The following is an 11648-nucleotide window of genomic DNA, read 5'->3' on the forward strand; positions in this document are numbered from 1 at the left end:
GCATGGCGGCCTCCTTTTTTCTCTATTTTACTATAATTGAGTGGCTTAAAGCGGTTTTAAGACACAAAAAGGGAGGGTGAATCGGTTGATTCACCCTCCCTTTGTCATCACTCTGGGACCTCTTTATGCAGAGGTCCTCTTTTATTGCCCGGCTTTTTGCAGGGCGTCGGCGACGGCGGCTCGTAAACCCGCCGATGTTTCCGTGGCACCGGCAATGCCGTCGACCATGGCGGTGTTTTTCCGCGCCATGGCTCCGGGAAGTTTTTCCAAGGCACTTTCCGCCTGGGGCACCTGCTCCGTCGACTCGCCATGGCTTATGACGGCGATGTCTGACATGCGCCCGCCCTCGATGACGACGCGAAGGACGATGGGTTCCTTTTCGTTGTAGCCCTTTCCCCGCCCTTCGTAGGTGCCGTCTTTGTAGGCGTTTTTTTCGGTGCAGCCGCACAAACTCATCGCGAGGGCCAAGAGCAAAACCGCAATTTTTCTTCGGGCCGTCATTACTTGCGGCTCTTTAAATAAGCCTTCGCTTCTTCCGTCACGGTCTCTGTGGTTAAGCCGAAGCGTTTAAATACTTCCGAGGCCTTGCCCGAGGCGCCGAAGGAATGCATGCCGATGGCCAAACCGTCGAGACCGATGTATTTGTACCAGCCCATGGTCGTTGCCGCTTCCACGGAAATTCGGTTGCGCATTGCCGAGGGAAGCACGGCTTCTTTGTATTCCTCAGGTTGTTCGTCGAAAAGTTCTTGAGAAGGCATGCTGACTACTCGCACGCCGTGGCCTTCTTTTTCAAGGGCTTCGGCGCTTTCCAGAGCCAAGTGCACTTCGCTGCCCGTGGCGATAAAGATGAGATCCAGCGCATTGGCTTCTTTTTTCACCACGTAACCGCCTTTCAGTGCGTCCTTGGAAGAGCCTTCAAGCTCCGGCAGGGTTTGACGGGTGTAGATCATGCTCACGGGTTTGGATTCGCTGTGCATGGCCACGTACCAGGCGGCGGCCACTTCCGTGGAATCCGCCGGACGGAAGGTGATCATATTGGGAATGGAACGAAGCATGGCCAGATGCTCGATGGGTTGATGGGTGGGGCCGTCTTCGCCGACGCCGATGCTGTCGTGGGTGAAGATATAGGCCGTTGGAATGCCCATGAGGGCGGCGAGACGCAGTTGGGGCTTCAGATAGTCGCTGAAGACCAGGAAGGTGGCGCCGTAGGATCGGAAGCCGCCGTGGAGATAGATGCCGTTCACGATGGCACCCATGGCGTGTTCTCTGACGCCGAAATTAATGTTTCCGCCCGGACGATTGTCCACGCTGTATTGGCCCTCGCCCTTCATGTCGCTCTTGTTGGAGGGGCCCAAGTCGGCGCTTCCGCCGAAGAGATTGCCCATGCCGGCGGCGACCCGTTGCAGGACTTCGTGGGAGCTTGCCCGCGTCGCCATGTCTTTTTCAACGGGCGCCCAGTAAGCATCTTCGTCCATAAAGGAGAGATCCTGTTTCTTCGTGTCGTAGCTTGCCAGGAAGGCGTCGTATTTTTGCGGGAAGGCTTCTTTGTATTTTTCTTCCAATTCCTTCCAGGCGTCGTAGACCTTGCGCTTTTCTTCCAGCTTTTCGTCGACTAAGGCCTTCACTTCGTCTGCCACGGCAAAGGGTGCCACGTCGTAACCTAATTTTTCGCGGGTGGCTTGATTTTTTTCTTCGCCGAGGGGAGAGCCGTGAACGCCGGCGGAGCCTTCCAGGGGCGAACCGTAGCCAATGGCGGTTTTAATTTCGATCAATGTGGGTTTGATCTTTTCCTGTTTTGCCGATTCCACGGCCCGGGTAATGGCCTCGATGTCCGTGCCGTCTTCCACGGTGAGCACTTGCCAGCCTAAGGCGCGGTAGCGGGCGGCGATGTCTTCTTTAAAGGACAGTTCCGTGTTTCCCTCGATGGTAATGTTGTTGGAGTCGTAGAGAACGATCAGCTTGCCCAGCTCCAGGGTCCCGGCGATGGAGGAGGCTTCGTTGCTCACGCCTTCCATTAAGTCGCCGTCGCCGCAGAGGACGTAAGTATAGTGGTCGATAAAGTCGTAACCCGGCTCATTGTAGATGGCGGCGAGGCGAGTTTCCGCCATGGCAAAGCCCACGGCGGTAGAGATCCCGGCGCCTAAGGGGCCGGTGGTGGTTTCCACGCCGGCAGTGTGGCCGTATTCCGGATGGCCCGGAGTCTTCGAATCCAGTTGACGGAAATTCTTTAAATCATCCGCGTCCAGACCCAAACCGAAAAGGTGGAACAAAGAATACAAGAGGGCGCTGCCGTGGCCGGCGCTTAAAATAAAGCGGTCGCGATTGGGCCACAGGTGATCCTCGGGATCGAAATTCAACGTATTGGCCCACAAGGCCCAAGCCATAGGCGCCGCGCCTAAGGGCAGGCCCGGGTGACCGGAATTGGCTGCATCGATTTGGTCGATGGAAAGTGCCCGCAAGGTATTGACCGCGAACTGTTCGTTATGATTCATGAGATCCTCCTCTGTTTTCTTTTACGACGGTGACCGCCTTTTTGTTTCTTGCTATGGTCCATAAGAATTTCGGAATGGCCATTTGCCGCCCGATGCGGGAAGGATTTTTTAACAGGCGATAAAACCATTCCAGGTGGAGCCGAATGAAAATATCCGGCGCCCTCTTGGCTTTTCCCGCAAGCACATCCAAGACGCCGCCGTTTCCGATGGCCACGACGATGTTTTCGAGCTTGTCTCGATTGTTCAAAATAAACTGTTCCTGTTTAGGAAAGCCCAGTCCCACGAAGAGAATCGACGCGCCGCTTTCGTTGATTGCGCGGATCACTGCCGCCTCTTCTTCGGAATTTTCGTAGCCGCGGTGCGCACCTTTAAAATACCCGTGGTGCTCTGCCGCGACAATGGGCCCGTACTTCTCTTCTACCCGTTTTTTCGCTTCCGCCGCCACATTGGGCTCGCCGCCTAAAAAGAAAATCCGCTCGTTTTTCTCTTTGGCCAGCTCCAAAAGGTAAATGGACAAATCGTAGCCGGTGACGCGCTCCTCCAAAGGATGGCCCCCCATTTTCGAGCCGATGATAAGACCGATGCCGTCGGGCACCACGAGATCCGCCTCATTCATTACCGCCGCTTTTTCGGCGTCGTCTCTTAAGGCCATGACGATTTCCGTGTTGGGCGTAAAGATCCAGTGAAAGCCGCCTTCGTCCAGAAAACCGGATAAGATCTCGCGACTCTCTTTTTCGCTCACGGGATCCACCACGGTGTTAAAGATTTTGATCTTGTCCTTAGGATTGTAAAAGGTCGAAGACATGCTTCACATTCCTCCTGCTTTTTTCCAAGAGCACCCGGTGCTGGGCTTCCAGGCGCACCCGCTCCTCGTTCCGCTTGCGGTACATGGCCACCACGGCATTTAGGAGCTTTTTCTCATCCATGCCCTCGGCCTGAATGTCGGCGTCGATGGAGAGAGATTCCAGTTGAGCCTTTACCTTGGGATCGTAGACGATGCCCACCGCCGGCGTTTTCGACGTGACGGCATAGATCAAGGCGTGGAGGCGCATGCCGATTAACAGATCGCACAGGCCGATGATCCCTTCCATTTCTTCCACGCCGTAATTGCCGCTTAGGACGTGGCAGTGGTTCTTGTGCACCATTTTCGCCTTAATCCCCTCGGCGAAATGTTTGTCTTCCGGATAGTGCAGAGGCGTAAATAGTATTTCGAGGCCCAATTCTTCGTGGGCGCGGTCGGCGACGTAGGCGATTTTCGACGCCAGTGCCGGGGCCTTTTTCCACTGACGCACGGCGATAGCCAGAAATTGCTTGTCCGGGTCGATGCGCTCTTCCCTGAGGATCGCTCTCGCCGCTTCCCTGCTGATGCCTTCGATGCCGTAGACGGGATCGGCGGTGACTTCCACCGGCGGCACCTTCACGCCGATCTCTTCAAGGACCTTGGCGCTGTCCGCGTCTCTCAGGGTAATGTAATCCACCTTGTTTAAAATGCGCGCCGTCAATCTTCGGTTCAGGGATTTGTGAATGGGCCCGACGCCGTTGGCGTAGACGTAGATCTTTTTGCCCATGCGCTTGGCCAGGGCCATGACGCCCAGGTAGTAATACAAACTCCTGGAAGAAGTCTCGTCCTGGAGGAGGGACCCGCCCCCGCTGATCAAGAGATCCGTCCCCATCAGGGCCTTCTTCACGGATTTGTAGTGAAAGCGCTGGGTTGCGTTCACGCCGTAGAGCCGGCGGGTTCTCGGCGGATCGTAGGAGAGAACATTTAGTTGTACGGTTGGATCACAGGCTCTGATGTCCGCTACGATGGCGTGTAAAATCGCGTCGTCGCCGCTGTTATCGAAGCCGTAATAGCCGCTAAATAAAACTTTCTTTCCCATAACATTCCATCCTTTTCTCCCCTTGTTCCGCGGAGAGATGTCTTTTACAAATACGTACCAGAGCGAAGGAAATGGCCAACAGGAGCCAGAAGGTGGTGGTGATCTTGGTCATGTAGAAGATGTTTTCAAACATGCCGTGAAAAAGCATACCGGCAAAGGAGGCGCAAAGGGCCGCTCCCATGATTTTCACGTATCTGTCTTCGCTCTTTAAGGGGTAGCGGGCCAAATTAACGAAAATGCTCACCATAAAGATAATGAACAGGATAAATCCGATCAGACCCATTTCCGCAAAGACCTGCAAAAAAGTATTGTGGGCGTGGTAAATGGGCATGGTGCGAATGTATTGCTCGAAGACCATTTTAAAGGGCAAGTGGCCCAGGCCCAGGCCGACGATGAAGTGATCGCGGATCACCGCCTCGGTAATCTCCCAAATTTTGAAGCGATAGGAGGTGGACGAGTCGGCAAAATTAAAAATCGTCATAAAGCGATTGACGATGCTTTCCGGTACCACAAACACTGCCGCCCCCATAAGAGGGATGGCCAAGAGCAAGAGCTCTTTTCGCACGAGGCATATGAAGACAAAGGCCGCCACGGCGAGGCCCAGCCAGCCGCCGCGAGACATGGTCATAAATAAAGACAAGACCTGCACGGCGAAGAGGAGCAAGAAGAAGATCCGCACGCCGTCCCGCTTCGTGGACCAAAACAGGCCCACGCAAAGGGGGATGGTCATGACCAGGTACTCGGCGAAAATATTCGGATTGCCGAAGACCGAGTAGGCCCGGGCGCGAATGGCGCCGTTGGAGCTGGTGTCCACCCACTCCTTCTTAATGTCCACGCCGACGACGTATTGGTAAATGCCCACCAGGGCCAGTAGCGTCGCCGCGCAAACCACGGCGACGATGACGCCGTGGAGCTGTTCTGTGGTCTTTACTTCGTTAATCAAAAAGATCAAGTACAGAAAGCCCGCCGTGTGAATGGCCAAATCCCGCAAAGAACCCATCAGGTAGACGGAAGTGGCCGTCTGAATCACCATCAGGAGAAAGTACATGTAGGGCACCACTTCGTGACCGGCCACGATGAGGGGATCGTCTTTTTTAAAGAATTTTCTGAACAGATACAGGCCAAAGGTGCCGTATAGGAGCATGAGAACCAAGAGATCCGGCAAAAACACGTAGCCGAAGGTGGTAGCGATGAGACAGACCATGGGGTTTTCAAAAAAGACCATGAGCCCGATCAGGCCCGCAAAGAGCAAGACCACGAAGGGAATCTTAATGCTCAGGCCCACGCCGCCGATGACAAAGCCCAGAGCGAGCAAGAGGAGGGGATTGATTTTTACGCGCGTTTCCACGACGCCACCTCCTTGTCGTGTAAAAGCAGACGCCACAGATGCCGAAATCCCTTCAAAGCATAGGAGCTTTTGGCGATTTCATCGATGCCCTCTGCGATTCTGTACATAAAAAGGCCTGCGAGAAGAAAGAAAAGTCCCGAAATGCCCCAAAGGCTGCGGTGCAGTAAGGAGAGAATCAACACGCTTAAGCCGAAGCCCATGCTGATCATGCCCGTGGTTTTAAGGGCCGAATCCCAGGCGCGGTAGCTGTCCGCGATGTCAAAGCCCACGGAGGCGGACACGGCGCCCGTCAGGCGAATGCGCACCCAGTGGGCGATGGTATTGAACAGGCGGTAAAAAAACCGAAGGATGCGAAAAAACAAGGTGCCGGCGAAGGCGGCTTCGGCCCCGTCCAGCATGTTTCGCGTCGCGGATGCCCGCCACTGTCTTTTTATCGCGCCGCCCACGGCCGCAAAAAAACCGTGAAGGAAACTGTGTTTATACCAATTCTCCAATGCCCGCACGGCGGTAAGTAATCCTTGAATCAGTACACTGGATTGAATCATAATTACTTCCCGTCTTTAGTAATGCCTACGCAAATGCCCGTAAATGCGGAGGTCTTGGTCTTGACGCGGTACTCGTTGCCCACGCGAATTTCTTCGCCGCCGACGACGTAAGACTTGTCCGATTCCTTAATATCTACATTCACGTCCAGGTAGACGGAATATTTTTCCGGCACCGGCGCGTTCACCCACTGCCCTTCATATTCCACGGCATCTTCATAGGGACGCACAGTTTTTCCGGTGATTTTACCCATGAAAATACCTTTGTCGTAGCTGTAAAGATCCTGACCTTCGGTGATGTTTTCTACCGTGGGCGTGCGCACATTGTCCACGAGGAAGGTCATTTTTCCCTTGGACGTGCTTTCCACGGCAATGGACGAATCTTTAAAGCGAGAGACGCCGCCGACGATGGCGACGATGAGTATGAGCAAGAACAGGCAGTCGATGACATTGATCTTGCCGAAGAGTTTTCCTTTTTTATCGATCATGTTGGCTCCTTTGAAGAATTTTTTTATAGATTTCCGAATGGCTTTCGGCCATGGCTTCCTGACTGAAATGTTCGTTTACGTATTGATACAGGCCCTCGCCCCGCGCTTTCATTTCGTCGGGGTGATTTAAGGCATAGAGCATGTTTCGGGAAAGGCCCTCGGTATCTTTCGGCTGAAAGAGCATGCCATAGTCCCCGGCCATTTCTCCGATGCCGCCCACATCCGTGGCGATAAAGGGAATCTTGGCCTTGGCTCCTTCCAAAAGGGCGTAGGGGAAAGATTCCGATACGGAGGTGAGCATGTTCACATCACCGGCTTCATAGAGGCTGAAAGGATCGGATACTTGACCTAAGAAAGAGACCGCATCCTCCAGGCCTTCTTCTTTCACATAGGCCATGAGCTTTTCCCGCTCCGGCCCCCTGCCGGCGATTAATACGTGAGCGCCTTTAAAAGCCTCTTTATTCAGAGCCACAGCTCGCAAAAGGGTCATGTGATCTTTCACTAAGTCCAAACGGGCGGCGATGACAAAGAGCATGCGGTCTGAATATTTTTTCAAGCCGTAGCGATCCAAAAAGCGGTCTTTATCCACGGCGATCTCCGGCTTTTTCATGTCGATGCCGTTGTAGGTGACGAAGATGGCTTCTTCCGGAAAGCCCCGACTCACCAACATTGTCTTGAAGCGCTCCGTAATGGCGATGTAGTTGTCGAATCGCTTTAAGGCGTATTTGTTCAAGGGCGTAAAGACCTTGTCCTTAATAAAATTGTCTTTAAAATCCAGCAAATAGTCGCTGTGCAAAGTGGTGACCATGGGCACGTCCACGCGTTTTCTGAGATACAGGGCGTTAAAATTAGCCCGCGCGCCGTGACAGTGGATTAAATCGAATCCTTCCTCCTCGATCATGCGGGCCACTTCTTTCAGTGCCCCCATGTCGAAGCGGTTTTTCTGTTCCACGAGACGAGCATCAATGCCCAAATCCAAGGCGCCGTCGAGAAAAGGCCCGGGGCAGAAACAGACCATGCTCACCTGATGATGGGCTTCGAGGCCTTTCAGCAAAGTGTAAATATGCGTCTTCGCCCCGCCGGTGTCGCCGCCGCTGATAAGATGAAGAACTTTCATCGTCATCTCCGCTACATGCCTCTTACGACGCGGTAGCTGCCCCGCATGAGGACGATGGCATTGGTGGAGGCTTTAAGGCCCCGACCGTCGCTTCTCGGCGCAATGAGCATGTGATTCAGAGGCGCGCGTTCCCCTTGTTTTAAGTCGACGCCTGCGGTGATATCGCTGAGGCCGCCGAGTTCTTGGGCGATGGTTTCCACCCGCCCGCTTCTCGTGATCATTTCCGCGCCTTGGGCCGCGATGATTTTATCGCCGGCCTTTAATTCCACCACTTCCAAGGTCTGCGCACCGGAAGGGGCCGCCGATTTTTGATTTTGATTGTTCTGTATGGCTTCAAGCCTTTGGTTTAAATAACTTAATGAAACCAAGGGATCGTCGTCTTTGGCAAAAGCGGGAACCGCCGCGCCCATTAATAAAAGTCCCAGGGCACAGGCCGCGCTTATTTTTTTCCAATTGCGTTTCACAATCTCATCCTTTCTGTGTTATATTTCATCCTATCTATTATACAACAATCCGCCGACGAGACCAACGAAAACGACAAAAGCGCGGGGCTTGCCCGCGCTCGTCTATGTATTACAGACCGATGCTGATTTTTAACGCTTCGTCCACGTCGTCCATAATTTTCGTGCTGAACTTGCCGATCTTTTCCCTGAGGCGCTTTTTGTCAATGGTTCGCACCTGTTCCAAAAGAATCACGGAATTTTTCGGCAAATCATTGTTCGCCGCCTTCACCTTCACGTGGGTAGGCAATTTCGTCTTGTTCATTTGCGATGTGATCGCCGCCACGATCGTCGTAGGCGAGTACTTGTTGCCCACGTCATTTTGAATAATGACCACGGGCCTTACGCCGCCCTGCTCCGAACCGATGACCGGGCTCAGATCGGCATAAAACACATCGCCTCTCTTAATAACCATAGATCACAACCTTTCTATTTCTGACAGATCCCTCGCGGCCTCGAGGCGGAGAAAGGCTTCGGGCAAATACTCAATTAAATCCGAAGCGATCAACCCCCACTTGCTTTTATGTAAGGCGGCGAAGTCTCCTGCCAGTCCATGCATATATACCCCGAGGCGCGCCGCTTGAAAACAATCCAGCCCCTGGGCTAAAAACGCCGTTATAATACCGGTTAAGACGTCGCCGGAGCCCGCCGTGGCCATGCCGGCATTTCCCGTTTCGTTAACGACGCGGTCGTCTTTCGAGGCAACGATTGTGCCATGGCCCTTTAAGACCACGACGCCACCGTAGAGGGCCAGGCATTCGTCCACGGCATCATCCCGGTGGGCATTTACCCAGTCCGCATCCCGACCGATGAGGCGGGCCATTTCCCCGGCGTGGGGCGTGTAAATTTTCGGTCCCGCACTTTCGGGCTTCGCCTCCGCCAAATGATACAAGCCGTCGGCGTCCACCACCATGGGAAGGTCGAGGGCATATATTTTTAAAAATACGTCCCGCGCCCGCCTGTCGCGGCCCATGCCGGGCCCGATTCCCACAGCGTCCACGTCCCTTACCTCATCTAAAGCGCTCTGTTTTTTTACAATCACTTCCCGCATGCGCAGGGAAAAGTCATTAAACACAGCGTCGGGAACGTAGGCGTAGCTCAGACCGCAACCGGCCCTTAAGGCCGCCGAGGAAGAAAGATCCACGGAGCCGAACATGCCCGCGCTTCCGCCGACGATGGCCGCTTTTCCCCGGGCGCCTTTGTGGTCTTTTTCATCCACGAGCGGGAGCAGATTCGCCGCCTCGTTCGATACGGAAAGCACGCTGCTTTCTCGCAGGCGGGCCACGGCGACGGCGTAGTCTCTTTCGTGGGAGAGGGACAGATCGAAGGTGTCATTTTTGTAGCGGCCGCAAAGGGCACCGCGCGCATCTTGTGTCACGATTAAATTTTTAAATCCCGCTTTAAACAGGCCCACGCCCAGAGCCTTGGCCATGGCCTCTTTTGCGGCAAAGCGGCCGGCCACGGTTTCCGGGCGCAAGTTTAGATTCGCCCGTTCCTCAGGGGAAAACACTCTTTCGAGGAAATCCTCCCCTCGCCTGTTCATTATTTCTTTTACTCGCGGTATGTAAACCAAATCCACGCCAATCATATGTCACCTCTTTTTCATCATAACACAATTTCAGCAGAAAAAAACGATTTTTACTTGACAAAGTTTTCATACGACCCTATAATGGAGAACAAATTCATAGATACGATGATGGCGTCCCCAAAATTACAACGCCGGAGTATGATAATTTTTTCGAGGCTTTTTGCGAAGAAAGGTGGTACCGCGTTGGAAGACGCCCTTTCGCAGGAGCTTTTTTTGTGCTTAAAAAGGAGGCATCATGACTGAGAACGTATTTGATCTACTTGAAAGAAGAGGTTACATTGACCAGGTAACATTCCCCGACGAATTGCGTGAACGCTTGGCCGAAGGACCGATCACATTTTACATCGGCTTCGACGCCACCGCCGATTCCCTTACTTTAGGTCACTACCTTCAGGTAAAAGTTCTTCAACATTTCCAACGGGCCGGTCACGTGCCCATTACCCTGTTCGGCGGCGGAACCACGTTAATCGGCGATCCCTCCGGCCGTAGCGATATGCGCAAAATGCTGACGAAAGAAGACATCGACCACAACATCGACTGCTTCAAGCGTCAACTGTCCCACTTTATCGACTACTCCGACGGCAAGGCCATTGTGGCCAACAATGCGGACTGGCTTTTGGATCTCGGTTACCTGGATTTCATGCGCAACATCGGCGTGCATTTTTCCGTAAACCACATGCTGAAGCTGGACGCCTACGCCAACCGCTTGGAACAAGGGCTGACTTTCTTTGAAATGGGTTACATGCTCATGCAGTCCTACGACTTCTTAATTCTTTACAGGAAATACAATTGCCAATTGCAATTAGGCGGCTCCGACCAATGGAGCAACATGCTCGGCGGCTACGACTTGGTTCGCAAGCTGGACGACGGCAAGGTCTACTCCATGACCTTCAAACTCCTCTCCACCGCCGACGGCCAAAAGATGGGCAAGTCCATGAAGGGCGCCATTTTCTTGGATCCCAACAAGACGCCGCCCCACGAAATGTTCCAATACCTGCGTAACTGCGACGACCGCGACGTCGTGAAGTTCCTGAAGCTCTTAACCGACGTCAGCGACGAAGAAATCGCCGAATACGCAAAATTGGAAGGCCAAGAACTGAATGTGGCCAAGGAACGCTTGGCTTGGGAAATCACCAATGAAGTTCACGGCAAGGAAGAAGCCGACAAGGCCCTGGAAGCATCCCGCGTCCTCTTCGGCGGCAGTGGCGACACGGAACACATGCCCACCACGGAACTTTCCGAAGACGAGGTGAAAGACGGCATTACTATCGTTGAACTTATGCAAAAAGGCGATCTCATCGCCTCCACCAGCGAAGGACGCCGGCTGATTAAACAAGGCGGCGTGTCCGTAGACGACGAAAAAGTCGAATCCCACGATGCGATCATCACGTTGGATGCGCTAAAAAAAGGCGTCCACGTCCGAAAAGGCAAGAAAGTTCACCACTTATTCAAACTTAAATAAGTTACGTGCATAGAAAAAGCGACCTCCGCGGCATTCCGCGAAAGGTCGCTTTTTTTAGGTTCTATGTCAACCATTGGGGAGTCTAGTGAAAACTAGGCTCCTTTTTGTTTTCCTAAAAGCCATTCATCACCGGTCTTTTGAACAGACGAAAAGCAGTTTGGTTCGGAAATGATGAAAGTTACGCATCCCAAAAGCGACGCGCTTCACGGTCTTGATCTTGTTGTGCGTTCC

Annotated in this window: 13 protein-coding genes; 1 reads left to right on the forward strand and 12 read right to left on the reverse strand. The window is 53.4% G+C overall.

Going from position 1 to position 11648, the window contains the following annotated elements; genetic code table 11:
* Window positions 1-141: 141 nt before the first annotated feature.
* The 11 genes from OCV31_RS09325 to OCV31_RS09375 form a co-directional block, all read right to left on the reverse strand.
* Window positions 142-501: an FMN-binding protein gene (locus OCV31_RS09325; RefSeq protein WP_148474606.1), complete on the reverse strand. Its 360-nt coding sequence runs from the start codon at window positions 499-501 to the stop codon at window positions 142-144.
* Complete coding sequence (gene tkt / locus OCV31_RS09330; RefSeq protein ID WP_148474608.1) at window positions 501-2492, reverse strand: transketolase; 1992 nt, start codon at window positions 2490-2492, stop codon at window positions 501-503. The genes OCV31_RS09325 and tkt overlap by 1 nt, the downstream gene beginning before the upstream one ends.
* A complete protein-coding gene (locus OCV31_RS09335) occupies window positions 2482-3297 on the reverse strand; it encodes a WecB/TagA/CpsF family glycosyltransferase (protein WP_148474610.1) in 816 nt (271 codons plus the stop codon). The genes tkt and OCV31_RS09335 overlap by 11 nt, the downstream gene beginning before the upstream one ends.
* Entirely contained in the window at window positions 3272-4372 is a 1101-nt protein-coding gene (gene csaB / locus OCV31_RS09340) for a polysaccharide pyruvyl transferase CsaB (RefSeq protein ID WP_148474612.1), read from the reverse strand. The genes OCV31_RS09335 and csaB overlap by 26 nt, the downstream gene beginning before the upstream one ends.
* Complete coding sequence (locus tag OCV31_RS09345) at window positions 4350-5720, reverse strand: O-antigen ligase family protein (RefSeq protein WP_148474614.1); 1371 nt, start codon at window positions 5718-5720, stop codon at window positions 4350-4352. Before OCV31_RS09345 ends, csaB begins: the two co-directional genes overlap by 23 nt.
* Window positions 5705-6265, reverse strand: a complete 561-nt coding sequence (locus OCV31_RS09350; protein ID WP_148474616.1) for a hypothetical protein — start codon at window positions 6263-6265, stop codon at window positions 5705-5707. The genes OCV31_RS09345 and OCV31_RS09350 overlap by 16 nt, the downstream gene beginning before the upstream one ends.
* A gap of 2 nt (window positions 6266-6267) precedes the next feature.
* The gene (locus OCV31_RS09355; protein WP_148474618.1) at window positions 6268-6750 is read right to left on the reverse strand and encodes a DUF4330 domain-containing protein; all 483 of its coding nucleotides are present in this window, start codon (window positions 6748-6750) and stop codon (window positions 6268-6270) included.
* The gene (locus OCV31_RS09360) at window positions 6740-7867 is read right to left on the reverse strand and encodes a glycosyltransferase (protein ID WP_267303931.1); all 1128 of its coding nucleotides are present in this window, start codon (window positions 7865-7867) and stop codon (window positions 6740-6742) included. Before OCV31_RS09360 ends, OCV31_RS09355 begins: the two co-directional genes overlap by 11 nt.
* 11 nt (window positions 7868-7878) lie before the next feature.
* Entirely contained in the window at window positions 7879-8331 is a 453-nt protein-coding gene (locus OCV31_RS09365) for a hypothetical protein (RefSeq protein WP_148474622.1), read from the reverse strand.
* Between the two features lie 109 nt (window positions 8332-8440).
* Window positions 8441-8782 carry a type II toxin-antitoxin system PemK/MazF family toxin gene (locus OCV31_RS09370; protein WP_108830704.1) on the reverse strand — a complete coding sequence of 114 codons (342 nt, stop codon included), beginning with the start codon at window positions 8780-8782 and terminating at the stop codon, window positions 8441-8443.
* Window positions 8783-8785: 3 nt separating this feature from the next.
* On the reverse strand, window positions 8786-9955 hold the full coding sequence (locus OCV31_RS09375) for an NAD(P)H-hydrate dehydratase (RefSeq protein ID WP_148474625.1): 1170 nt from the start codon (window positions 9953-9955) through the stop codon (window positions 8786-8788).
* A gap of 235 nt (window positions 9956-10190) precedes the next feature.
* Here OCV31_RS09375 and tyrS point away from each other — a divergent pair, with 235 nt between their 5' ends.
* Window positions 10191-11417, forward strand: a complete 1227-nt coding sequence (tyrS, locus tag OCV31_RS09380) for a tyrosine--tRNA ligase (RefSeq protein WP_148474627.1) — start codon at window positions 10191-10193, stop codon at window positions 11415-11417.
* A 126-nt stretch (window positions 11418-11543) separates the two neighbouring features.
* Here the strand turns inward: tyrS and OCV31_RS09805 are convergent.
* Window positions 11544-11648, reverse strand: a 105-nt coding sequence (locus OCV31_RS09805) for a transposase (protein ID WP_148472326.1), incomplete at its 5' end; no start/stop codon positions are given.

This window comes from Aedoeadaptatus acetigenes (genome assembly GCF_025566985.1).
GTDB lineage: Bacteria > Bacillota > Clostridia > Tissierellales > Peptoniphilaceae > Aedoeadaptatus > Aedoeadaptatus acetigenes.

Bases quoted from the DNA above. Each gene is read 5' to 3' on its own strand.
- OCV31_RS09325 (WP_148474606.1), bottom strand. From the start codon at position 501: ATGACGGCCCGAAGAAAAATTGCGGTTTTGCTCTTGGCCCTCGCGATG.
- tkt (WP_148474608.1), bottom strand. From the start codon at position 2,492: ATGAATCATAACGAACAGTTCGCGGTCAATACCTTGCGGGCACTTTCC.
- OCV31_RS09335 (WP_148474610.1), bottom strand. From the start codon at position 3,297: ATGTCTTCGACCTTTTACAATCCTAAGGACAAGATCAAAATCTTTAAC.
- csaB (WP_148474612.1), bottom strand. From the start codon at position 4,372: ATGGGAAAGAAAGTTTTATTTAGCGGCTATTACGGCTTCGATAACAGC.
- OCV31_RS09350 (WP_148474616.1), bottom strand. From the start codon at position 6,265: ATGATTCAATCCAGTGTACTGATTCAAGGATTACTTACCGCCGTGCGG.
- OCV31_RS09355 (WP_148474618.1), bottom strand. From the start codon at position 6,750: ATGATCGATAAAAAAGGAAAACTCTTCGGCAAGATCAATGTCATCGAC.
- OCV31_RS09360 (WP_267303931.1), bottom strand. From the start codon at position 7,867: ATGAAAGTTCTTCATCTTATCAGCGGCGGCGACACCGGCGGGGCGAAG.
- OCV31_RS09370 (WP_108830704.1), bottom strand. From the start codon at position 8,782: ATGGTTATTAAGAGAGGCGATGTGTTTTATGCCGATCTGAGCCCGGTC.
- OCV31_RS09375 (WP_148474625.1), bottom strand. From the start codon at position 9,955: ATGATTGGCGTGGATTTGGTTTACATACCGCGAGTAAAAGAAATAATG.
- tyrS (WP_148474627.1), top strand. From the start codon at position 10,191: ATGACTGAGAACGTATTTGATCTACTTGAAAGAAGAGGTTACATTGAC.